The sequence below is a fragment of the Commensalibacter papalotli (ex Botero et al. 2024) genome (assembly GCF_947179115.1).
Taxonomy (GTDB): domain Bacteria; phylum Pseudomonadota; class Alphaproteobacteria; order Acetobacterales; family Acetobacteraceae; genus Commensalibacter; species Commensalibacter papalotli.
Genome location: NZ_CAMXCI010000001.1, coordinates 26,251 through 50,377, shown reverse-complemented (window position 1 = coordinate 50,377; position 24,127 = coordinate 26,251). Strand labels below are relative to the sequence as shown.

Sequence of the window (24,127 nt, the reverse complement as noted above, 5' to 3'; positions counted from 1 at the left end):
TCTCCAATAAGTTATTTATTTAATATTTTTGAATACCGCAACACCTGCAGGTGCTTGGCATACTGGCATCATTTCAATTCGGTTTATATTTACATGAGCAGGCAACCCAACAACCCAACTGATCGTTTTGGCAATATCATCTGCTGTTAAAGGTGTTGTTCCTTCATATACTGCTTGTGCTTTTTCATGATCTTTTAACCTAATATCACTAAATTCAGTCCCTCCACACAGTCCAGGTTCAATATTTGTTACGCGAATAGGTGTACCGATCAAGTCGGTTTTTAAATTAAGCATAAACTGAGCAACAAAGGCCTTAGTTGCTCCATAAACATTTCCACCAGGATATGGATAAGTCCCTGCAATACTGCCAAGAGAAATAATATGTCCCTTCTTTCTATCCAGCATTCCACCTATTATAATCTGTGTCAAATGAATTAACCCAATTACATTGGTTTTGATCATTTGATCCCAATTGGACAAAGATATATTAGGAATACGATCTACTCCCAAAGCCAAACCTGCATTATTGACCAAAACATCAATCTCTTGCCATTCTGGGGGAAGTGTATGAATAGTGGTTTCCATATTACGAGTATCCGTCATATCCATCACAACAGGATAAATCTGATCTGGAAAATCATGAGAAAGTTGTTCTAATTTTTCTTTACGCCTCGCAACTGCAATAATTTTATAGCCATCTTGAACCAATTGATAAGTGATTGCCTTACCGAAACCAGCAGAGGCACCCGTTACCAGCGCAATCCCTTTATGCGTCATAAATTGTTTCCTTGAAATAATAAACTATTTGTACCATTATAAAATCATATTGATACGCAATTATAGTAAATTAATTTTGATAGTTTAAAAATATATTTCAATTATAACCTTTAAAAAGCTTCATTATTCTCATAAAATAAACTCATAGTGTTTAGTTCCTTATGTCAAAAGGTAAATGATTTTGCATTTCTCTGATCTTACCAATGGTCTTGCTGGTTATATCTTAATTGCCAGCCCCTTTATTACAACGCCTCCTTTTGCACAAACAGTAATCTTTATTTGTGCTTACTCTCCTCAAGAAGGGGCTATGGGAATTATTGTCAATCGTCACCTTACAAAACCAACTCCCGAAGAGTTATTGCAACAATTGGGTATTCCACCTATTCCACAACAAGCACAATTCTCTGTCAGTGCTGGAGGACCTATTGAAAATGCCCATGGATTAGTCCTGCATTCAACTGATTGGGAAACGAATGGATGTATTCCTGTTACAGATAAGGTTATGCTGAACGCTAGTCTTGATGTTTTGCGTGATCTTGCGATGGGAAAAGGCCCTAAACATGCATTGCTTGCATTAGGGCATGCAAATTGGGCCCCTGGGCAAATAGAAGAAGAGTTAAAAAATAGTATTTGGCATATTGCACCTTGTGATGAATATCTTTTATTCAGTCCCCATTACACACAAAAATGGCGCAACGCTTTACACGCCATTTCTATCGATCCTGGTAAATTATCTTATTTTGTTGGCAAGTCATAACAAATATCAACCGCCAGATCTTAAATTTTCAGTTTCTATACTATTTATATGAAAATGACCTGGCTTTCTATCTGAGTGTATCCCTAAACCTTGGACCTCCCAATAAAAATCAGAGTAAAGATTTCTCAAATCAGGATAATAACGATCATATCCTGAATCAGAAATTTGATAACCAGCGCAACTCAGAATAGCATTTACTGAAGATTTACCATCAAAATTTTTCTCTACTTGCCTTTCATATACTCGCTGGAATAATGGCTGTAATATTTCGTATAATGCTTTAAGACCATATTCACCGTCTTTATATGTAGTTAACAAATCCTCTAATCGCTCTGTATTTTTTATTAATAAATCATAATTTAAATTAGGTTTAAGAGGTTTAGCCATTCTAAGCATCTCATTCAGAAGAAATAGTAATATATTTACGCATTAAAATATCTGTTTGTATATCTTTCCCTAATATAAACTCATGCTTGTCAAAAGCAGTCAATCCATTCTTTTGATAAAAAGAAATTGCTTTTAGATTTTTCTCCCAAACCCCTAACCACACATAATCAACAGATTTTTTATGTGCAATTTCCAAAGCATAATTAAACAAACTCTGTCCTATTTGTTTTCTATGATATTGTTGCAGTACGTATAATCTCTCAATTTCAAGAGCATTATCTTCTTGGAACTCATTCTGAGCCGTTCCATAATTTAATTTAATATATCCAACATAATCCTGATCATATTTTACTATAAAAAAATCTGATTGAGGATGCAAAAGCTCTTTCGTTAATTGTTCAACAGACAAATTATTCTGCAAATAAGCATTCATATCTTCTTGGGTATTAAATTCCACAAATGTATCAAAGAAACTTTTTCTAGCAACTTGTTGTAAATCACCTATTTTATCTCTCGTTACTTTCTCTATAATCATTAAGTAAGCCCCTAAATTATTAAAAAAGGCATGCTTTTAAAAAACATGCCTTCTATATTTCCATGAATATTACTACTCACTTATGACAAGAAACCATCCTGTTTCAAAATCTGTAGTACGGTTTCAATACGCTTGGTATAAGTATGATCTTTTAATGTTCGTGCCTGAGCCTTTTTAGCAGTATCAAGAATTAATTTTGGATCATTTAAATATTTATCCAACAATTGTTGAAAATCATAACGTGTTGAGAAAACCGGCAATTCATCACGTTCATAAAAATCATGAATGGCATAGTTATCTTCATGAAATAACTGCATTGCGCCTGCTGCTGCTGCTTCAAACGTTCTTGGGCCAGGATTAGAAGGCATGATAATAAAACGTTTATTTTCAAAATGTAAGCTACGGCCTAAATTCAGAACAATCTTGGAGCGTTGATATAATTCAACCAACTGATCCTTTTCAATTCGGGCATCAGAAAAACCAATTCCAAATTCACCCCATCCAGGTCCAACAATTTTAATATTTAAATCTGATAATGCTGGTCTGATACTGCGCATAACGTCTTTACGACTGCCAAAAGCAACACCACAAAACATAACATCAATATTTTTTTCCATTGTCTCGTCCAAAGGACGATAATGTAATTTCTCACACGCTGCTAATGGTAAAAAATGTACATGAGGATGCTCATAAAAATTAACCCCCCAACGATCGCATGATAAAATTACATCAAAATCATCAATAATGCGATAATTTGCATCTTGCTCATAAGGATCTTCTGTAGCCCAAAAAATCGTTATTGCTCCAACTTCTTTGGCTTTTTGACAGACTTCTCCAAAATATGTACTTTCTGGCAAATAAGACCCAATTGAGAAAACAATTTTAGGTTTAATATACTCAATCGCTGCTGCCGCGCCTGCGATATTCGTAGAAATTACATTTCCTTCACCAAAAACATTTTCCCACCCAGACATAATTGCTTCGCGAATTTGAGCATTGGCCTGAGATTCATAACGACCACCACTACAAACCATGATTTTGCCACTCATTTTATCATTGGTTACTTTGATAGTAGCCGTTTCTTTGATTGTCGTGCTACTCGCCTTTGTTTGTGTTGGAGTTTTTTTTCTTGTCGTTTTTACTGCCATTTTTTTGCCCATTCCCTATGTATGAGAAGTTACTTGTGTTAAAATTTGTTGAAGAGTGTCTCTAAATCTCTGCTCGTTACATTCTGTATCAATACGTGTCAAAGCATTCTTTCGCAGCTTATTCCATAATTTTTTCTCTTGATAAAGACGTATAATTTGTGATGCAAAAAATTCTGGGTTATCAATCGATGCTGCTAGAATATCTTTATCGTCATTCCATCCTAATTGATGAACCAACAACTCTGTTGCTACGATTGGAATACCAAAAGAAGCTGCTTCATGCAGTTTATAAGGAATTCCCCCCGCAAAGCGCGTTGGCGCTATATATACACGATGGTTATTATACAACTCTGTTAAATCCTCAACAGGACCCAATAGTTTTACTTGTGGATATTTTGCAAATATAGACATATCAACAGATGGATGTACATAACCAGCAATTGTTAATGTAAATTCGTCTCCCATTTTTTCAACTAAAATTGGCAAAACTGCACTAGCAAACCATTGCAAACTGTCAAAATTAGGTGACATATCATCATGCAAAGCACCTACAAACAATATACCCTTGCGATCTTCCCATGCCTTAGGTGTTGCCCTAATATGCACCATATGACCCAAAATTGAGACCTGATTGAACCCTGCCTCTTTTGCATAATCAGCATCGATTTGATTGACAGTAATCATTGTTTGGCAATGTCGTGCACAAGACAATTCAACTTCCAAAGCATCTTGTAATGTTTCATCTTCGTCAGTTTCCAGACCCAGAATTTGTTTGCGCAATATAGTTCTAGGCGCTGCTATTACTTCTGTATCTAAAACTAAACAATCTTGAGGTAAATATCGATTAGCTTCACCCATCATCGGTAAAATTCGATGTAAATTATGAGTACGTCCAATCCAAATTGCATCATAATATCCTGCACGTTCTAAAAAGAAATCACGAATATTATCAATAGTCTTATTAAATAAGATTTCTACTGTTTCTGGAAGATCAGAATAGATTTGATAAAGATGTGGAAAATTATTATTAATTGGGTAAACAGTTACCTGATAGCCTAATTTTGCCATTTGATGAATAATATCATTAGAACGAACATAGCCAGAACCCAAACGACGAAGTGGAACACGATCCTCCACAAATAAAATTCGTTTACCTTCACCTTCACGTTGTCTTGCAATCGTTATATTATCTGAGTGCCGAGGATGCTGAAAACGCAAAAATTCTGTATGTTCTTGAACAAATTTTTGATGATTACGACGAATCAGCCCACTAGACACAATCGGATCACTTGACGCATATTCCATATGCTCTACAACAGCATCAGGATGATAAACAACGCGATACCCTGCCTTAATAATCCGAACACATAAATCAGTATCCTCGAAATAAGCGGGATAATAAATAGGCGAAAACCCTTTGAGTTGTTGTAATAAAATTGTTCTTACCGCCATCATTGCCGTTGAACAATAATCAACATCACGGACGAAATTTGCTTCTGCAATCGATGGGTCGTTTCCACGTAGATATCCCGTCGTCGTTCCATCTCGCCAAATAATTGAACCTGCTTCTTGTAAATTACCATCCGGATGAATAATTTTACCACCAACAGCACCAATATCTGATTTTGACACTAAATATTGGCATAAAACGTCAATCGCACTGGGATATAAATAAATATCATTATTTAAGAATACAGTTATTGGAGCATCAACTTGTTCAATCAAATAATTACATGCCCTGCCATATCCAAAATTATAAGCAAAACGAGTAATATGGGCACCTATCAAAGAATTTTGCATAAACCGCGTATCATCAGTTGAATAGTTATCCCCTATTAAAAGCTGAATTTTTCCTTTGTAATTTGTCCGTAAAGAAGCTAATGCCGTCAATGTAACAGCCAGCTGATTTTTAACCAACATAATCACACTAATATCTGGTTTTCCTTCATAAGAAAAATCCAGCTTTTGATGTGCTACTGTAGGTAATATAAAATGTGCTTTTTTACGAAAATATTCTCTAGATTCAATAGTTTTATTATTTAAACGATAATGAGAATCTTCTGGAAGAGTATTAATCCATGTCTCTAAACGCTTATTAAAAATCCAATGTGCAAATGCATCTCGATAAAGCTTGTTCTCAATATCTTCTCGAACTGAACCTGATAAGAAATATTCTCTTAAATGAACATCAGGATAGGGATTCCTAAACTCAAAAGTACCGTGCAAAATAAAATGTTCATACCCATTACGAAAAAAGCCACTACCATCTTGCAAAATGGCACCTGCTAAATCAGGATAAGTCTCTATGTAAAATTGTTCAGAAAACCAAGGTAAAGGATCAAATAACGTTGGTGTAGAATTCATAAAATAATGCTGTAAAGGACTTGTCAATTCTCCTGCTTTTATCTTTTCCAACACTTGAGGGTATCTATCTAGATACCATCTTGTATCAAAATATAAAGAAACAGTAGCCCTGAGATCTGCTTTACTGATATTCAATAAATAATTACGATATGGAAAAAAAGTTTTCTCTACATTGCCACTTTCGTAGCAATGACGCTCATAAACCAAAGGATCAAAGAAAAGAGAACCTGATTTACGTAATGCATCACCTTTTTTTAGATAATGATCGTAAGCATTGATATACTCTTTCGAATTATTAATTTCAAAAGTAAATTGAGGGTTATGATATAAATAATATTCAGAAGAAAAAAGCCAATGAGGCTGATATTTCTTATATCCTATTTGACAATAATGCTCAAAACCTGTTTTGAATTTTCCTCTTTTGATCGTTTTTTTTATAGCTTCATCGTGATTAAGATACCATTCTTCATCAAAATAAGGATTGGGGGATTGTCCTAAAAAGGCACCAATTTGTTCATAATACTCTTGGACGGTCTCAATACCACAGATTTCCATTTTTTCTGAAACATCAGGATACATTGTTAAATACCACTCTTCATCAAACTGTGCCCACACAGCACCTTGATAAGCGTTATTATCCTCAAGAATATCACTAATAACTTTATAAGTTTCAGTATCTTCTTGTTTTAAATCATCAATATGCTGAATATCAATATGATTAGACAACCAATGCACATAAATATTAGGGTATAGTCCTTCCTTCATATCATGTACTACGTCTTTTTTAAGGGAATACGCTCCTAAATTTACATACATTGATGGTTGTAGTAATAAAGCGATCCCTTTATCTATAAAATGAGCATAACCATTTCTATATAATTCAATCTTATTTTGATCTACCAATAAATCCGCATATTCAGAAACGTAAAATTCTTCATCGAACCAAAGTAATGGTGAATATTTTTTTGGGATATCATTCGTTAAATAATGATGTAATAAATTGATAAATTTCTGCTCTTGTATCAATAATTGAACATCATGATATGTCTGAGAATACCACACAGGATCAAAATACCAAGATGTTCTTATCAAACCATCAATGCTATCAATATGCTTTAAATAATACGAATAAATTCCCATATTATATTGAATTGGTTTATTATAATGACCTATGAAAAATTCTGGATCGAAAAACAAGCTTCCGCTCAGCCCTTCTTTATCTCCAGCTTTCAAATAATGATCATACCCATTAACAAAGCCACTTTCTGCAAGGACTTTATCTGTTAACCCAGTGTTTACCTTTTTATAATAAGCCTCAGAAAATAGCCAGTGCGGGGAATTTGTCAAATATCCCTGTTTACAATAATGATCAAATCCAGAAATATATTGGCGTTTTTCTACGGCTTCTTTAACATCTAAGTAAGTTTCGAGATACCATTGCTCATCAAAATATGGATTTGGAGAATGACCCGCATGACATCCAAACGCATTATAATATTCTTCAACGCTATCTAGTTCTAATGCTTTCATTTGAGAAGTTACATCTTTATATATGCGAGTGTACCACTCTTCATCAAAATCTTTCCAAAAAGCGTGATTAGAACTAACAGCAATTATCTCTGATTTCTCTTTAGTAATTTGAATAGCATCTACATCATTTTTTGCTTTAGAAGTTTCTGTATGATGCGCAACAAATTTAATTTCTTTCTTGGGTGGATCGACCAAGAATAAAGAAGGATCTTCCTTTACAGTAAATGATAGAACCTCTTCCTCATTATCAATTTTAACTTCTGAAACTTGTGGTTTAACATTCACTTGTTCTTCATTTAACGTTTTAGTATCTAGATTTTCTTTGATATGAGTATGTTCAAGATCATCTTGTTTAACATCCAAATTAAGCCGTTCTAAGTCTTGATCATCTGATATTATCTCAGCATCAACAAGGCTCGTCTTATCTTGTGATATTTCGGTCTTCTCTGAAATATGAAGATTATAATCAAGTTTATAGGTTTCATAAAACTTCTCAAATAATAATGACTGACGCTGTGCAACCCAATATTCAAACGCATTATAAAATAGATGACTAGATACAACTTCAACAACATCTTCTTGTTTTTTAAATTGCTCAAGATCTAATGTTTCATTAGGTTTTCTTCCTTCTTGAAAACCATATAGAATAAAATGGATAAACCCACTTCTAAATGCCTTATCAACACCAATAGAAGAGGCAACATCAGGATATTGTTTGCAATAAAATTCCTCTGAAAAATCGATTAATGGAGAGAAAAATGAAGGTGTCTCATTTGATAGGTAGTGGTGCAGCCCGTTTAAATACAAATTACGAGATATTAAAACTTTAACTTCAGGATAATTTTGCAAATACCATTCTTCATCAAACAACCAAGAAGTTTTGAACTTTTTATCTTTTAGAACTAATGTTTTTAAAAAAAATTGATAGGGACCTCCCTGCTCATTTACTATTTCTTTATTAATTCCTTGTAACAAATAAAGCCTAGGATTAAATAAAAGGCTTCCTGAATATAAAGACTGATCCCCCTCACTCAAATAATGATCATAACCATTTTTATAACCAGAAAAGTTATTAGTTTGCTCTTGATATGCTTGGTTATAAAAATTTTCATCAAATAACCAATGCGGTGAATGACTTTGAAAACCTTCTTGACAATAATGATCAAAACCTGACTGAAATTGATTTTCTCGAACAGCCTTAGCAATCAGAGGATAGCGTAAGAGATACCATTTTTCATCAAAATAAGGATTAGGTGAATGACCAACTTTTCTCCCTTTTTCTCGATAATATAAATGAATATCCCCTCCGTAAATATCTTGAACTATTGGATTAACAGAAGAATAACGTTTACAGTACCATTCAGTATCAAACTGCATCCATTTTATATTTGATCGTTCTATTTGATTCATATTACTCTTCAATCATTATGTAGAATAATCTGACTTACATAACTGCAAGCCAGATTACCCTTATTTTCTTACATTTTATTTAATATAAAATATAATCAGATATCATTTAATAAATTATAAAATTACGAATTATTTAAATTTTCTATCAATCAGCTGAATACTTTTGGTGATCACATCATCTGTTAAAATACTATCTGCTATATCCTCAACTGTGTTGTCAACGATATGCATGATTATATTTGTTTGTGCAACTTTATATTCATTCTGTATAACATTAACTAAATAAAGGTGATAATGCCCATTTACCGTAGAAAAACAACCTTGCTTCAGATCTATTTTAGAAACAAAACCATTATTTAATGGCGCAGATTGAAAATATTCTGAGGTCTCTGGTCGCATAAATCTTGATGTACCAACGACAAAACAATCATCATTTTGTTCGTTAATAAATGCTATATACATCCGACCAGCCATTAAATTATTACGATTAAATGCCCATCCCGAAATTTTTAATAAACCCTTGTCATTATCTATAACTTCTTCATCATCTTGAATAAAGCCTGTCAAATACTCAATACAATACTCTAACTCTCCAAAACGTTGAGCGTGAATATTTTTTTCTACAAATGCATTCAATTTAATCCCTCGCATTAATCCATCTTTTTCAATAATACGAAAGAAATCATCCAAAATATCTTGATTACTATGAGCCACATTATGAATTGATTTTACTTGCCCTTCACTAACATCAATTTCATTTGTTGTCAGTTGAAACGCAGCAGAACCGTTAACGATATTGATCAACCCTATTCTAAAGCGACCTTCACACCATTTTCCTCTTAATGCAGCAGTCCCTGAAAAACCATTACGAATAGGTGCATTAGCAAATGTTTGTGCAACATCTCCACGATTTTCACGTTGGCATTCCAAAAATATAGTCAAATCACCATCCTTTTGAATTAGTACCGTATATAAAGTACCAGCATTCGAAAGCTCTGGAAAAATAAACCATCCTCGAATATGAAATTCATTTACAGGTTTAAAACTATTAATATCATCTACATTCAAAATATGATAACAAATATCATCTAAATAATAATGTGCACCTTGAACTACAGCCCAATCATCAACTGTTTGAGGCAATTCAACATGCAGGTCATTTCCTATTGGTGGATCAAAAATATGACGTGGTGGCGCTTGGTCTTTCCATGAAACATGTGGTAAATAATGAAGGCGACCAATATCCCATTTTAAATTACTCATGCCTAATTTATCATAAGGAGTAATTTTCTCGTAAATAGTCAACAATTCTTTAGAATAGTCTAGCGCAGTTACCCATAAATCTGGCACTATATTTTCCATCATCTGTTGACGTAATTTTTCATCAGAACGAATAAGCTCTAAACGATCAATTACTTCATTAACAGCGCCTATCTTAACTTTAAAACCATTCACACCATCAGTGATGCGATCACCCAACGCACCAACATCCGTAACAATAGGTATTAAACCATTTTGCCATGCCTCTGACAAAGAAATACAGTATGTTTCCGGCCATATAGAAAGCGTCATCGCCACATCAGCAACTTGTAATGCTGCAACTTCACCTAAACCATATGCACCATGTAATACGACGTTCTCTTTTTTCATTTCTTTCAAAACGTTTTCATAGTCGGGCTGCATATATCCAAAAATATGAAACTCATACAAATCAGGATTGGCCGATTGTAAAATTGAAAGAATAGTATCCGCACCCTTAGAGCGAATAAAATTACCAACCGTCGCAATTTTTAGTTTTCTACCATTTAGTGGCTCATATTTTTTCTTTCTCAAAGGGATTGTAGTATCAGGAGAAGGAATGCCTAAAATATAATTTTGTTTTGCATTCAAAACTGGATAAATTTTACGTGCTAACTCATATGAATGCTCAGTTCCGTATAAACAAACATCAACATTTTTCATAATTTTTGCGACAAAAGCACGTCTTGTTTGTTGAACACCAAACTCAAGTTTCTCTGACGTCTTTAAGCAAATATCACATGCACCTATATTTTTTTTATCTATTTCACAATAACGTTGCTCGTAATTCAGTAAATTATAATGGGAACAAACTGCTAAAAAGTCATGAAAAGAGAAAACGACACCAACGCCACAGGCTTTGGCTATAATAGGCAAGGATAATGTATGATGCCCCAAATGCTGAATATGAACTATATCGAACCCGTATTGATTTATAACACTTGAGAATGCCATTTCCTCGCCAGCATCATTCATAGAATCAAGCCAGCCCACATCAGGCATATCAAACCGCTCAATTTCTTTACCGTTTGCATCAGTTAAATAACATGCACCTCGTCTGCGCAACCAGTAAAAAAATTCAACATCTTTTACTAAAGTCGTAGAAAGTATTTGTTGATAAACTTCAATTCCACCCCAAACATGCTCATGAACAGTTGAATGAGTTACGAATAAAACTCTTAATTTACCTTGTTTTAGTGGTCTTTCTGGTAAAATATCTTGCTTATATTTTTTCTTAAAATTCGCATCTGTTATTTCTGCAATTTTTTGCAAGCGATTAAGATATAAATGCTGACTTAAAGCTACTTTTTGTGTATCAGTTGCTACTTTTTTTCTTAAACCTTTTTCATTTAAGATTTTAGCAATGGATTCAATAACTTCATTCGTATTACGCGCAATGGAAACGCCTTTTAATTCTTTGAGGTATTTCTCATCCATCTCAGTAGGAAGCTCTACAACCTGCGCCGTTCCAGCCAAAGCCAACTCATATAAACGTGGACCTGGAGCCGTTGCCTGCCCAACATCCCCGTGGCTGGCATAATTACGAAACATTGTTAAAGTAACTTGGCTTGCATTTGCAAAATCAATAAATGATTCAATACTCACAGGCCTTGGAATAATACGCTCAACCAAATCTTTTGGTAAAGGCGGCAAATAATCATTGCCGGGGCAAATTAACTTAAAGCGTGCTTGAGGGAAAGCGATTAGTAAGCGGCGCAAAACATCGACACGGTTAGGCCACATTGTACCCGCGAAAAAGATATCATAATCTAGATCTTCGGTATTTTTTACATCACGCAAATGAATAGATGTACTCGCCCCTAAGGGTAAATAATAAGCTTCAACTTGATATGAATCTACACAACTCGGATCATTTGTAAACACATAATCAAAATTGGATGTCACATGTACATTAAAATCCAACATAAATGGGTCTTCAAATGCCCAAAAAATCATCGTCTTAAAGCAGGGACGCAAACGCTTCATTAACTCAAAATCAGTGCGCTGGCCATCTATACAAATAAGAACTTCATGCTCATGTGTTGCTGCAATAGATAGTAAAGTCATATTATCAGCAACTTCAACATTCTCCTCTCCCCACAGTTTTTTTGCAGCTCTAGCAACAGCAAGTGTTAAATAGGAGTTAGAATTGTGCGTATAATTCGTATTGTAAATAACGGCCATGATTTAATCTTATCATCCAGTTGATATTTTAAAACGCAATTTATTGTTTGTTAATATAAATTGTTTAATTGAGACTTGTTTAATAAATGTATTTATAATCTAAATAGTCAATAGTTGCTATTACTTAATTGCCTTAAGTTATAAATATATTTGAACATAATAAAGGCTAAGCATTATATATAACACTTAGCCTTATATTCATTCTAAGTTACTTTTTTATTAAGTTACTACTTAAAATAGAAATTATTCTTCATCGGTATCGTTTTCATTACGACGACGAATAGCAGCACCAAGAATATCACCCAATGAAGCTCCACTATCAGCAGAACCATAATCAGAAATAGCTTGTTTGTCTTCTTCAACTTCACGACCTTTAATAGTCAAAGTTAAACGACGAGCAGCTTTGTCAACTGTAACGATTTTAGCATCAATACGTTCACCAACAGCAAAACGTTCTGGACGTTGCTCTGCTTTGTCACGAGAGAGTTCTGTACGGCGGATAAAGCCAACAAGAACATCATTCACGCTAACGTCAACACCATTTGCTTGAATACCTGTAACGGTACAAGTAACAACACTACCTTTGTTAACTTGAGCTAATGCATCAGCAGCAGGATCTTCTTGAAGTTGTTTAATACCCAAAGAAATACGTTCTTTTTCTACATCAACATCAAGAACCTTAGCTTTTACCACGTCGCCTTTTTTATAATTGGCCATTGCAGCTTCACCTGCTTCATCCCATGACAAATCTGACATATGAACCATGCCATCAATATCAGCAGACAAACCAACGAATAAGCCGAATTCTGTAATATTACGGATTTCACCTTCAATTTCAGAACCAACTTTGTGTGTTTCTGCAAATTGTTCCCAAGGGTTAGGTTGAACTTGTTTTAAGCCCAATGAAATACGGCGTTTTGAACTATCAACGTCTAATACAACCACATCAACTTCTTGAGAAGTAGAAACGATTTTACCTGGATGTACGTTTTTCTTTGTCCATGACATTTCAGAAATATGAACAAGACCTTCTACACCAGATTCCAACTCAACGAATGCACCATAATCAGTGATGTTAGTTACGCGACCTGTGTAACGAGCACCAGAAGGATATTTGCTTGCAACATTTTCCCAAGGATCAGCTTCAAGTTGTTTCATACCCAAAGAAATACGATGTGTTTCTGGATTAAAGCGAATAACTTGAACGCGAACTGGTTGACCAATTTGCAATGCTTCTGAAGGATGGTTAACACGTTTCCAAGCAATATCGGTAACATGCAACAGACCATCAACACCACCAAGATCAACGAATGCACCATAATCAGTGATGTTTTTAACAACACCGTCAAGAATCATGCCTTCTTTAAGACCTTGAATTAATTCGCTACGTTGTTCTGCACGTGTTTCTTCAAGAACTGCACGGCGAGAAACAACGATATTTCCACGAGCACGATCCATTTTCAAAATTTGAAAAGGCTGAGCAACACCAATCATTGGGTTAATGTCACGTACTGGACGGATATCTACTTGTGATCCAGGTAAGAATGCCATTGCACCGCCAAGATCAACTGTAAATCCGCCTTTAACACGACCAAAAATTGTTCCGTTAATACGTTGGTTGTTTTCGAATGCTTTTTCAAGAGCAGTCCAAGCTTCTTCACGGCGTGCTTTTTCGCGTGAAAGTAGAATTAAACCGTCACGATCTTCGTAACGTTCAATATATAACTCCACCATGTCACCAGGTTTAATTTCTGGTTTAGCACCAACAGGTGCGAATTCTTTTAAAGGAACGCGTCCTTCACTTTTTAAACCAACGTCAACAATCGCATAATCGTCCGTCAAACGGACGATTCTTCCTGTTACAACGGAACCTTCGAACCCAATATCCTGACCCAAGCTTTCTTCAAGTAGGGTTGCAAAATCTTCACCAGCAAAGTGATCTTGATGGTTTTGTGTGGCTTCAGCCATGTGCTTTTATAATCCTAGCTATAACATTAACGCTTGACTTGCCCTAATATTATACAACTTTAATTTGCGCGTTTTTACTTTAATTACGATAAAATAAACATACGACTTTTCTTTGAAAATTTTCAAAAAACAGATGAGAGTAATACTTGTAATATTTCTGAAAAAATATTATCGGGGATTATATAGAAACAACATAAGTAATTCAATCATTTCTTAGTAAAATTTTTAAAAATATTTAAAGATAATAACTTGAAATTACTCAGCTATATTGTGTCTTTATATCAAACGCTAAATTTGGGTTCCACATAGCCCCCGTAGCACTCATTACAGCATCAGCTCCAGCATCAATATATTCTTGATAATGCTCTACGGAACAAACACCCCCAACACCAATAATGGCAAAATGATTGGTTAACTCATTCCGTAATCTAACTAAACGCTTTACCATATCAAGCCCAGCCCAACGAATAGCATCCCCACAAACACCCCCTGTTGGTCGGTCAGCCCCCAAGGCTGGTTTTCCCTCTTGATCAACGGGCTTTGCTGATAAGGTGTTAATTGTGCTGAAACCATCAACAATACCATCTAATTTTTTAAGAAGCGGTAAAACCTCTGTATCATTAGCAAAATAAGCAAGCTTTAAAAATAAAGGTCTATCTGGAACACTGTTTTTAATTTCTTTTGCAATACGTTCAACCCTGTCAAAATCAAAACACAGTAATTTATTTACACCTTCATTAGGACAACTCAAATTAGCCTCTAAAATAGGCGCTTTGGTCTCAGCAACCAACCGTGCAGCCAATGCATAATCCTCTTCGATATTAACAGAATTTCCTGGTGTCCCTTGAAAGCTACCAATGACATATTGCCCCTTTTGAGCCGCATTTACGGCATTGGCCAAATCCTCTTGCCAAATTTCAGGACTATAAGAAGGCACACCAAAAGAATTAGTAATTGAAATTGGGGATTGATAATGATAATCAGCTAATACAGTATCAAGGTTGGCTGATAGCATCCCCTGAGGATGAATGGATAATATATTAGGTAAAGCATGGCTTTTATGCGCTTTGGTGCGCACGGTTTTATAAACACATAAATCAAACCCATATGCAAAAGCAGCTTTGATATAATTAGCATTCAACAAAGGGCCAGCGGGTATACCAAATGGTAAATTAACATCCAAATCCAAAAAACGTGTTGGTTTGGCAACTTGGATATTTACCTTAGGAGGCTTTGAAAAATCGCCAAAAGGACCTTGTTGGTAATTATTTTCATAACTTAACGATGGATTATAAAAGGGAGTATTTGTATTTTTCATCAGCGCACCTGTTATTTAAATAACGGTTTAATTTTCAAAAACTATATACTTAACAAGTTACATTGAAAAGCTGATTTAAAATTATATTTCACAGTATAAATAATTAAAAAAACATTGATAAGATCAACTTCGATGCGAACCAACGAATATTCAGCTTTCATAATTACAACTTATTTTTCATTAAGTGAGCCATTCCTGAAAATTAAAAAAGTAATCATTAATTATATAGTCATCACTTTGCTTTAAAAATATTGATTATTACATATCAACCAGATACTTTTTATCACCTAAAGCTGAATCTTGTTGCTGGATCAATAGTGGGATTTCAGTGCAACCAAGAATAATCCCCTCTGCACCTTGTTTATGTAGATCCTGAACAATATCCAAAAATATCCTCTTAGAAGCAGAATTTATTATTCCTAAACAAAGCTCGTTATAAATAATATCGTGAATGATTTCACGTGGAGAAGAGGAAGGAATAATTGTTTAAATATCAAACTTATCCAATAAACGAGGCTTGTAAAAATCTTTTTCCATTGTAAATTTTGTGCCTAACAGCCCAACAGTTTTAACGCATCATTCTATATTTTTTAAGCCGTGACATCTATAATATGACTGACTGGAATAGCAATCACACTTTGGATTTGATCTACAAATTTATGCATTGTATTGGTGCGAATAACCAAAAATTCTGCTCCACCCGCCTCAACTTTACGAGCAGCTTTGGCAAGTAATTCCCCCACTTCGTCCCATTTTCCTTGATGTTGTAGTTGTTAAAGCTCACCAAAATCAACGCTATAAAGACAAATTTTAGCACAGTGTAATCCACCAAGCTTTTCTTTGACTTTGTGGTTGATGAGTTGATAATAAGTTACGGTTGACTCTCAGCTCATACCACCCAATAAACCAATTACTTTCATTGTCGACTCATTTTTATAATGTATCGTAATCCAATTTAATGATAATTATAAAAATAAGACAACAAAAACTCTCTTTAGTAACGATGTATTATTTCCAGTGCTTGAGCAAGCACCGCATCAGCACTCAGATGATCTGTATCAATGATTTTAGCATCTTCTGCTGGACGAAGGGGCGCAATCGCACGAGAAGCATCCGCTTCATCTCGCTCGGAAAGCTCTGCAGCAATTTTTTCAATTTGCTTTGTCTTCAAAGGATCATTGGGATCTTTGGTATATTGTAACCAACGACGCTCTGCACGCACCTTGGCCGAAGCAATCACAAAGAGCTTAATATCTGCACTGGGAAAAATCACTGTACCGATATCACGACCATCCATGACTACCCCTTGTTGCGTAGCAAAGTGACGCTGCATATCTAACAAAGCAGCCCTTACCTTGGGCTGTGCTGCAACCTGACTGGCCGCTTTATCAACTTCGGGTGTGCGTAAATCATCCCTACTCCAATCTTTTTGGGATAACTGCTCTGCGATATGAATAACAGCTTCACTTTCTACCGCAACACCCGCATCCAGCATTTTTCGGCCTACTGCACGGTATAATAAACCCGTATCCAAATATGGAAGGGATAATTGCTTTGCCAGCGCTTTGGCCAAAGTGCCTTTGCCAACCCCTGACAAGCCATCAATTGCAATAATTAGTTTCTTACTCATATGTCAAACTTTGCCCCCAAAGCATTCATTAATGGAAAGTAATTTGGGAAACTGGTACGAATAAAAGTAATATCATCAACCTTCACCGGCTTTTGCGCAACCAGACCTAGAATAGATGCACTCATCGCCAAACGATGATCCATATGTGTAGCAACCAATCCACCACCAGGTATATTGCCCGCAGTGCCATGGATAATTAAATCATCCCCGTCTATATCAACCTGTACACCGTTACCACGCAACATTTCCACGATACTAGTAAAACGATCGCTTTCTTTAACTCTTAACTCTTCTAGTCCTCTGAAAATTGTCTTGCCATGAGCAAATGCAGCTGCAACAGAGAGAATCGGATATTCATCAATCATAGAAGGTGCATGTTCAGGAGGAACATCCACTGCTTTTAACTCGCCTGCTTTGATGACTAAATCTCCAACTGGTTCCCCACCTTCAATACGTTCATTCAAGATTTGCAAATCTATACCCATCCATTTCAAAACTTCAAAGGCACCAGTGCGTAATGGATTTAATCCAACATTTTCAATGCAAACATCTGATCCCTTGATCATTGCAGCCGCAACCAACATAAACGTAGCCGATGAAGGGTCCCCTGGAACTTTGATATCTTTTCCCGTCAATGTTACTGGACCTTTAACACTGATTTTTTTGCCTCCTTTGGGCAAGTTCTCAACATGAACCTCGACCCCAAAATGACTTAACATATTTTCAGTATGATCACGCGTTGCAACAGGTTCTTCAACACAAGTAATCCCATGTGCATTTAACCCTGCTAGCAAAATAGCTGATTTCACTTGAGCAGATGCAACAGGCAGGCAATATTCTAATGGCTTGGCTTTCGCTGTTCCTATGATTGCCATAGGCAATTTACCGCCTTCTCGTGTCTCAAACCTTGCACCTGTTTCTGACAAAGGCACAGTAACACGCTTCATAGGTCTTTTACGCAAGCTGCCATCACCAGTCATAATGCTTAAAAAACCATGGCTGGCTAAGATACCGCTTAGCAAGCGTGCAGAGGTCCCAGAATTTCCCATATTCAGCACATCTTCTGGTTCAGTTAATTGACCAATGCCTTTACCGATAACATGCCACTCACCCTCGGCAATACGTTGTGGCTTTGCACCTAATGCCTGCATTGCTTGTGCTGTTTGCATTACATCTTCGCCTTCCAACAACCCTGTGATATGACTTTCCCCCGTAGCAAGGGCTGCAAACATTAATGCACGGTGGCTGATGGACTTATCCCCAGGGACTTTAATTTTCCCTTGTAATGGCGATTGTAAAAAAGAAACAGTAAGTGGTTTTGTTGCAGAAGAATTGGTCATATCTTTACTTTCTAAAATAAATTATTGCTAAATAATTCACTACGCGTCATAAAACTTTTATCAGAAATATTGAAATTGTCATTTTAAAGTTTGACATATGGGCTATAAACTGGCATGTCGCCTGTGTATACTTTATTGGTTAGAGGTAGAATAAATCAATGGTTAAAATAGAGTTGGGTATTAAACGAGTATGTTGTTCATGTGGTACTCGTTTTTATGATCTTAACAAAATGCCACCTGTATGCCCTAAATGCAGCACTGAACAACCTGTCGAACTGCCCCGTGGCCGTCCTCCAGAAGAAGATGATACTATTCATAATAAAGGTTTAGATACTTCTATAGATACAGATGATTTAGATACAGATGATACAGATGTTGATACTGTGATCGAAGACACTTCAGATCTTGAAGATGATGACGATACAATCGGCTCTGAAATCGAAGTCATCAAAGATGATGGCAGAGACGACGATTCTTAAAAACAGATTTATATCAACTTTTTAAATAAAGGCTTTGAACTTTTTTCAAAGTCTTTTTTATTGTCCTAGTATAATCGAAACTTCACGATAGATATACGCGATCACTAAGATTGTGATATTTATCATACCAATCTTAAAGACATAAACTTGGTCAATATTTGTTTTACGTATTTTTTAGCGCCAGGAATAAGCCATATTTTCAAATATTCTTCGAGTTCACCTTCCCCCTCTTAGCAAAAAAACTTAACTATATTAATAAGTATAAATCCTTTACTACAACCATTTTTTGCATGGTTATCACCACCATCTTGTTCCTTGGCACCAGGATATTCCTCTTCAGTTTTTTCGCTACATAAGTGCAAATGTATCTTTAACAAGTATTGAAGCTGTTCTTGATTATAAACAGCTTTATTAAATAATTATTTTTTAAATAAATGATCTATTCTCAACCTGTCTCTGTGGTCTGTAATGCGTAAAACCGCCAGAAAAGATACCCCAATTGCAGCTAAAATCCCCGCACTCGAAATAAGCAGCATTAATAAAATCTGGTATTTTGCTGCATCAAAAGGATTTATTCCCGCCAAAATTTGCCCAGACATCGTTCCTGGTAACGTTACAATTCCTGCGGCAGACATTTGATTAATTAAGGGCATAATTCCAATCACCACCGCCTGACGTATCAATGGATTAAAAGTTTCCCCACGTGTATGCCCCAACGCCAAACGTGCCTCAATGGTTCGCTGCTCTCTTTGGATGATATCCAGCAACCCTTTTAAAGACAAGGAGGCTGCACTCATCACATTCCCCAAGATCATCCCAGTTAAAGGAATAAAATATTTCGCATCATACCAAGGATGTGGGCGCAATGCTGTATTTAAAGCAACAAAGCTTACAATCAATGTCACAATACCCGTTACCGTGCCACTTATACCCAAAGTCCATCGCCATTTTATTCCTGATTTAAGACGAGCAACGATCTCTCGACTGGCAGCCAACATCATCACAATAACAACCAACAGGCTGTACCAAAAAGATTGTAATGCAAAGACTTTTAATAATATAAAACCTACCAATAATAATTGCAGTACCAACCGAGTGGCAGCAATTATAACAGTTCGCCCTATACCAATCGATAACACCATCGATAAGATTGTAATGAACAATAATAACGATGTCGCCAAAGAAAGATCGATAAAGCTGAGATGGATATAGCCATTCATTTAAAATATTACACTTATAAAGTAATTACTGTTGGCTGTTATAAATGAATTCTTATGAGATGCTAAGGGGTATTTGACATTAAAAAAAGGAAAAACCACGATATAATATACAACCTTTTAAATTATATTTACTCTATTCCTTATTAGGCCTCTTATAAGCATAACAACCCACTTGCGACTTATTTAAACAGGCTTATTTATAATATTCTTTGGCTTTTAATAATTTTGGTCAACACCCCGACCATTAACATACATACACCCAAGACTTAATCCTGCCCTATCATTGATCTGCTCAGCAGCCGTAGTATAATATTTAACTGCCAGATCATACTCTTTAAACATTTCATAAAGCAAACCAAGAGTATACTGTGCTTCACTATCCCTTTCATCTGCGGCTTTTTAATGTGCAGCTATCAACTGATCTACGTTGATAGCATTATTCTAATGCCCACCATAAAAGAATAATAAATTTTTAAATCCAATTTCTTTTTAAAGTTCCCATCACTAAACACCCTAAAAATCATTTGAATTATCAGTTAGTATTTTATGACTATTCACAAATTACTAACTGATCCGTTCTTAACTGATAATGTTTTGTTGCCAGTCGTTGCACTTGTTCCATATTATGAGAGACCAACAAAGTACCGATGTTTTGCTGTTGTAACTCTTGCACACATTTCTCTACAACCAAAACTGTTTTGGGGTCTAATGCAGACGTTATTTCATCAAGTAATAAAAAGCGAACCTTTGCAGAGATCGCTCTTAATAATGCCATTCGTTGCTTTTCACCCGTTGAAAGTTGTAGAATATCTGCATCCAGCAATGTTTCTTTTAAGTTAAATTTAGGTAACCAATAGCGCACTAAATCAAGGTTAGCAAAATGTTCTTTAACCGTTTGCGCCCACCATCCAGATTCAGCTGCAATATAAGTTACGCGTTTACGCCATTCTGGTGCCGGAAAAAAATTACGTTCTTTATCATCTAAAAACACTTGACCTTGATTAGGGATTAAATCGGCAATCATTCGCAAGAAAACTGATTTACCCACACCAGATTCCCCTGTAATCACAATACAATCACCACTAGCAACCTCAAGGGAATATGGTCCCTGATCAAGAGCAGATATTTTTTTTATTGATAAAACAGAATCTTTGCTGGCTTCAATCATTCTTTAAATCTGAGTATCCTCATTCCAACGCTCTATTTCAACGCCTACAGCTTGCGCTTCAGAAATAATATCCAGTTTTTCTAGCATCACACGCGCTACATAGACACGTTTATCTTCTAAAATTGTTTCAACAATTGTTTCTGCCAATGTTTCAACTAAATGAAAATGTGTATTTTTTATAATCGTTTTAACCTGATTGGTAATATCTTCATAAGAAACAGTGCGGGCAATATCATCAATACCTACGCCTTTTTCCTCTATCACTCCAATAGAAATATTAACCTGTAAGCGTTGCGTAGTTTCCTGCTCAAAAGGATAAACCCCAATTCGAGCTTGTAGAACTAAATTTTTTATAAAAATACGTCTAAGTGCTGGTCTATTTGACCATGAAGGGAAAAAACTCATTTTTAAATTCTATTACTCATCATTATAAACCCCTAGCGCAGGAGACCATTGTAAATGCTGCCCACCATCCAATGCAAGCATTTGACCCGTCACTGATGGTAAGCAAAGCAACCCTAATACTGCTCTTGCCACTTCTTGTGAAGAGGTACCTTGCCCCAAAGGTGTCGACTGGCACTGACGATTAAATTGTTCATCACTTTGCCGCTTGTGCGCCATGGCTGGGCCTGGGCCGATTGCATTCACCCGAATAGATTTTGATGCCAGCGCTAAAGCCATTGTTTGCGTCAACGTCCATAGAGCTGCTTTGGAAATAGTGTAACTGACAAAATGAGGGGTTAGTGACCAAACACGTTGATCCAGCATATTGATCACACATCCTTCTGCACCAGTAGGAAGAGCCTTTGCAAAATCTTGAATCAATTGAAATGGTGCCCACAAATTAGGGTTTTGATGATGTTGCCACGTTTCTAACGTTACAGTATCCCATTCATCCCGATCAAAAACACTGGCATTATTAACCAATACACCTATTGGCCCCAACTTTTGAGTAGCTTGTTCTATCAAAAAGCCTACTTCATCAGGATTAGAAAGCTCTGCTGTTAATAAAATAGCAGAACGACCTAGATCTTGGATTTCTTGTAAGACTTGATCAGCCTGAACAGTATGACAGCGTGCATGAATAGCAACATCAAAGCCAACCCTTGCCAACGTCAAGGCTATCTCTCTTCCTAACCTAATAGTAGCCCCTGTAATCAATGCCACTTTGGGGATTGTTTGTGGAACCAAGAAAAAATCATTTAGTAATAAACTACCATCCATTTAAACCTCATTTTCAACTATTATTGGCTTTGACCATAGTTTGCATATCTTTTGTTAAATTTTAACTTTTTTAATATATATTTCATATAATATAAAAGTCAGAATATACCGTTATTATCAGCATCGAATAAACACTCTACTATTATACTTCTATCTTATGAAATAAATATATTATTTAACCGTTTTTCACCTCACTGATATTGTTAAAAGCTTTGGTTATTTTAATTTTTTAATTAATACAAGCCACATATTTTATTCCATTATTATTTTGTTTTAATGATGACAAAACTTCTGGAATATCTTCAAATTGCACGGTATGTATCTGTGGCAAGTGTAATTTATAATCAGCAATGTGATTAAGTAACAATTGTCCATCTTGCACCAAGCATGCCCATTGCTGATCACTGCCAAAGACATGTGTTGAAGCCAAAGCAATTTCATGTAAAGAAATACTGGTTGTAAATGCAGGCAATGGGGCTTTTTCTATTCTATCTTGAATACAAATCAAATGCCCATAAAACCCTAATAAAGGGGCAATTTCTGCTGCACTTTGACCATTTACTGTATCATATGCTGCATAAAGTGGCTGCCCTGCCAAAGCTTTTTGCAATTGTTGATGCCAATCTTGATCATGATAGTCAAACGTTGCAATTGCTCCATAACTGCGCAACATTTGATGGCGATGTGAACTGGCAGTTACGTAAACTTTAGCCCCAGCATCAATTAATAATTGTGTCAAAAGACTACCAACACCGCCCCCTGCACCATTAACCAAAACTGATTTTCCTCCAAGATTTGAAGTTTTTTGGAAAGCTTGCCATGCTGTTAAACCTGGACAAGGAAAAGCAGCTGCAGAGACATTGTTTAGTCGATCAGGTACAGCAATCAGAGCACGCCCATCAACCACTATGTGGTGGCTGAAACTGCCTGAAAAGCGAAGATCAGTATGGTAAGTATATCGTGAGCCAATACGAATATGACGCATATCTTTACCAACAGCTACGACAACTCCCATACCATCTACACCTGGAATTTGACCTTGTTTCCAATCTTTGGAAAACCCTAACATTAATTTCCAATCAACAGGATTTAATCCTATTGCTCTATTTTCAATTAATACTTGATGATCTGCTAAAGGACCCATTTGGTATGTTTTTAAATCTAATTCCATTGGATTGTCTGAACCATACCAATGCCAAGCCTTAGTCTCAATGAACATCTTTTTCCCTCTACAAGATTTTCTTTGAATTCTTAATTTAATTATTCAAAAGATGACTTTATTTCAGTCATAAGCTCTTAGTACATATCAACTTGGCAATTTTGAATTACTGACCTAAAAAAATCTCATCTCTTATAAAATCTTGTAAATAACAACATAATAATTTCTTA

At 35.6% G+C, this 24,127-nt stretch carries 19 protein-coding genes and 1 pseudogene; 2 read left to right on the top strand and 18 right to left on the bottom strand.

Annotated elements, in window-relative coordinates; genetic code table 11:
- Nucleotides 1-15: 15 nt before the first annotated feature.
- Nucleotides 16-777 (bottom strand): SDR family NAD(P)-dependent oxidoreductase, encoded by a 762-nt coding sequence (locus tag QMN76_RS00215; protein WP_282023266.1) that lies wholly within the window; start codon nt 775-777, stop codon nt 16-18.
- Nucleotides 778-952: 175 nt separating this feature from the next.
- Here QMN76_RS00215 and QMN76_RS00210 point away from each other — a divergent pair, with 175 nt between their 5' ends.
- Entirely contained in the window at nt 953-1,534 is a 582-nt protein-coding gene (locus QMN76_RS00210) for a YqgE/AlgH family protein (RefSeq protein ID WP_034337741.1), read from the top strand.
- 6 nt (nt 1,535-1,540) lie between these two features.
- Here the strand turns inward: QMN76_RS00210 and QMN76_RS00205 are convergent, their stop codons facing one another.
- From QMN76_RS00205 to aroA, 11 genes and pseudogenes are all read right to left on the bottom strand, one after another.
- Entirely contained in the window at nt 1,541-1,921 is a 381-nt protein-coding gene (locus QMN76_RS00205) for a hypothetical protein (RefSeq protein WP_282023267.1), read from the bottom strand.
- 10 nt (nt 1,922-1,931) lie between these two features.
- Nucleotides 1,932-2,456 (bottom strand): GNAT family N-acetyltransferase, encoded by a 525-nt coding sequence (locus QMN76_RS00200; RefSeq protein ID WP_282023268.1) that lies wholly within the window; start codon nt 2,454-2,456, stop codon nt 1,932-1,934.
- Nucleotides 2,457-2,536: 80 nt separating this feature from the next.
- Nucleotides 2,537-3,604 carry a CgeB family protein gene (locus tag QMN76_RS00195; RefSeq protein WP_408869451.1) on the bottom strand — a complete coding sequence of 356 codons (1,068 nt, stop codon included), beginning with the start codon at nt 3,602-3,604 and terminating at the stop codon, nt 2,537-2,539.
- Between the two features lie 15 nt (nt 3,605-3,619).
- Entirely contained in the window at nt 3,620-8,908 is a 5,289-nt protein-coding gene (locus QMN76_RS00190) for a glycosyltransferase (RefSeq protein WP_282023269.1), read from the bottom strand.
- A 129-nt stretch (nt 8,909-9,037) separates the two neighbouring features.
- On the bottom strand, nt 9,038-12,391 hold the full coding sequence (locus QMN76_RS00185) for a glycosyltransferase (RefSeq protein WP_282023270.1): 3,354 nt from the start codon (nt 12,389-12,391) through the stop codon (nt 9,038-9,040).
- Nucleotides 12,392-12,634: 243 nt separating this feature from the next.
- Entirely contained in the window at nt 12,635-14,359 is a 1,725-nt protein-coding gene (rpsA, locus tag QMN76_RS00180; RefSeq protein WP_282023271.1) for a 30S ribosomal protein S1, read from the bottom strand.
- Between the two features lie 259 nt (nt 14,360-14,618).
- Complete coding sequence (locus QMN76_RS00175; protein ID WP_282023272.1) at nt 14,619-15,677, bottom strand: beta/alpha barrel domain-containing protein; 1,059 nt, start codon at nt 15,675-15,677, stop codon at nt 14,619-14,621.
- Nucleotides 15,678-15,935: 258 nt separating this feature from the next.
- On the bottom strand, nt 15,936-16,091 hold the full coding sequence (locus QMN76_RS00170; protein ID WP_408869454.1) for an aspartate/glutamate racemase family protein: 156 nt from the start codon (nt 16,089-16,091) through the stop codon (nt 15,936-15,938).
- A gap of 176 nt (nt 16,092-16,267) precedes the next feature.
- A pseudogene (locus tag QMN76_RS00165) lies at nt 16,268-16,429 on the bottom strand (aspartate/glutamate racemase family protein); the annotation flags it as partial.
- Nucleotides 16,430-16,671: 242 nt separating this feature from the next.
- A complete protein-coding gene (gene cmk / locus QMN76_RS00160) occupies nt 16,672-17,307 on the bottom strand; it encodes a (d)CMP kinase (RefSeq protein ID WP_282023273.1) in 636 nt (211 codons plus the stop codon).
- Nucleotides 17,304-18,647, bottom strand: coding sequence for a 3-phosphoshikimate 1-carboxyvinyltransferase (gene aroA, locus QMN76_RS00155; protein ID WP_034337763.1), 1,344 nt, complete (start codon nt 18,645-18,647; stop codon nt 17,304-17,306). The genes cmk and aroA overlap by 4 nt, the downstream gene beginning before the upstream one ends.
- Before the next feature lie 158 nt (nt 18,648-18,805).
- On the opposite strand from aroA, the gene QMN76_RS00150 reads away from it, so the two are divergent.
- Complete coding sequence (locus QMN76_RS00150; RefSeq protein WP_034337765.1) at nt 18,806-19,126, top strand: FYDLN acid domain-containing protein; 321 nt, start codon at nt 18,806-18,808, stop codon at nt 19,124-19,126.
- Nucleotides 19,127-19,545: 419 nt separating this feature from the next.
- Here the strand turns inward: QMN76_RS00150 and QMN76_RS00145 are convergent, their stop codons facing one another.
- The 6 genes from QMN76_RS00145 to QMN76_RS00120 all read right to left on the bottom strand — a co-directional run bounded on the left by QMN76_RS00145 (nt 19,546) and on the right by QMN76_RS00120 (nt 23,957).
- Nucleotides 19,546-20,346, bottom strand: coding sequence for an ABC transporter permease (locus tag QMN76_RS00145; RefSeq protein WP_282023275.1), 801 nt, complete (start codon nt 20,344-20,346; stop codon nt 19,546-19,548).
- Between the two features lie 216 nt (nt 20,347-20,562).
- Entirely contained in the window at nt 20,563-20,688 is a 126-nt protein-coding gene (locus QMN76_RS00140; protein ID WP_282023276.1) for a hypothetical protein, read from the bottom strand.
- A gap of 208 nt (nt 20,689-20,896) precedes the next feature.
- Nucleotides 20,897-21,514, bottom strand: a complete 618-nt coding sequence (locus QMN76_RS00135) for an ABC transporter ATP-binding protein (RefSeq protein WP_282023277.1) — start codon at nt 21,512-21,514, stop codon at nt 20,897-20,899.
- A 3-nt stretch (nt 21,515-21,517) separates the two neighbouring features.
- Complete coding sequence (gene folB / locus QMN76_RS00130; RefSeq protein ID WP_282023278.1) at nt 21,518-21,919, bottom strand: dihydroneopterin aldolase; 402 nt, start codon at nt 21,917-21,919, stop codon at nt 21,518-21,520.
- A gap of 12 nt (nt 21,920-21,931) precedes the next feature.
- Nucleotides 21,932-22,738 (bottom strand): SDR family oxidoreductase, encoded by an 807-nt coding sequence (locus QMN76_RS00125; RefSeq protein WP_051461891.1) that lies wholly within the window; start codon nt 22,736-22,738, stop codon nt 21,932-21,934.
- Nucleotides 22,739-22,967: 229 nt separating this feature from the next.
- On the bottom strand, nt 22,968-23,957 hold the full coding sequence (locus tag QMN76_RS00120; protein ID WP_282023279.1) for a zinc-binding dehydrogenase: 990 nt from the start codon (nt 23,955-23,957) through the stop codon (nt 22,968-22,970).
- Nucleotides 23,958-24,127: the final 170 nt, after the last annotated feature.

Excerpts from the sequence above, each read along its gene's own strand:
- QMN76_RS00210 (WP_034337741.1), top strand. The coding sequence starts at position 953 with ATGATTTTGCATTTCTCTGATCTTACCAATGGTCTTGCTGGTTATATC.
- QMN76_RS00190 (WP_282023269.1), bottom strand. The coding sequence starts at position 8,908 with ATGAATCAAATAGAACGATCAAATATAAAATGGATGCAGTTTGATACT.
- QMN76_RS00150 (WP_034337765.1), top strand. The coding sequence starts at position 18,806 with ATGGTTAAAATAGAGTTGGGTATTAAACGAGTATGTTGTTCATGTGGT.
- QMN76_RS00125 (WP_051461891.1), bottom strand. The coding sequence starts at position 22,738 with ATGGATGGTAGTTTATTACTAAATGATTTTTTCTTGGTTCCACAAACA.
- QMN76_RS00195 (WP_408869451.1), bottom strand. The coding sequence starts at position 3,604 with ATGGCAGTAAAAACGACAAGAAAAAAAACTCCAACACAAACAAAGGCG.
- QMN76_RS00135 (WP_282023277.1), bottom strand. The coding sequence starts at position 21,514 with ATGATTGAAGCCAGCAAAGATTCTGTTTTATCAATAAAAAAAATATCT.
- QMN76_RS00140 (WP_282023276.1), bottom strand. The coding sequence starts at position 20,688 with ATGTTTAAAGAGTATGATCTGGCAGTTAAATATTATACTACGGCTGCT.
- aroA (WP_034337763.1), bottom strand. The coding sequence starts at position 18,647 with ATGACCAATTCTTCTGCAACAAAACCACTTACTGTTTCTTTTTTACAA.
- folB (WP_282023278.1), bottom strand. The coding sequence starts at position 21,919 with ATGAGTTTTTTCCCTTCATGGTCAAATAGACCAGCACTTAGACGTATT.
- QMN76_RS00185 (WP_282023270.1), bottom strand. The coding sequence starts at position 12,391 with ATGGCCGTTATTTACAATACGAATTATACGCACAATTCTAACTCCTAT.
- cmk (WP_282023273.1), bottom strand. The coding sequence starts at position 17,307 with ATGAGTAAGAAACTAATTATTGCAATTGATGGCTTGTCAGGGGTTGGC.
- QMN76_RS00145 (WP_282023275.1), bottom strand. The coding sequence starts at position 20,346 with ATGAATGGCTATATCCATCTCAGCTTTATCGATCTTTCTTTGGCGACA.
- QMN76_RS00215 (WP_282023266.1), bottom strand. The coding sequence starts at position 777 with ATGACGCATAAAGGGATTGCGCTGGTAACGGGTGCCTCTGCTGGTTTC.
- QMN76_RS00200 (WP_282023268.1), bottom strand. The coding sequence starts at position 2,456 with ATGATTATAGAGAAAGTAACGAGAGATAAAATAGGTGATTTACAACAA.
- QMN76_RS00175 (WP_282023272.1), bottom strand. The coding sequence starts at position 15,677 with ATGAAAAATACAAATACTCCCTTTTATAATCCATCGTTAAGTTATGAA.
- rpsA (WP_282023271.1), bottom strand. The coding sequence starts at position 14,359 with ATGGCTGAAGCCACACAAAACCATCAAGATCACTTTGCTGGTGAAGAT.
- QMN76_RS00205 (WP_282023267.1), bottom strand. The coding sequence starts at position 1,921 with ATGGCTAAACCTCTTAAACCTAATTTAAATTATGATTTATTAATAAAA.
- QMN76_RS00120 (WP_282023279.1), bottom strand. The coding sequence starts at position 23,957 with ATGTTCATTGAGACTAAGGCTTGGCATTGGTATGGTTCAGACAATCCA.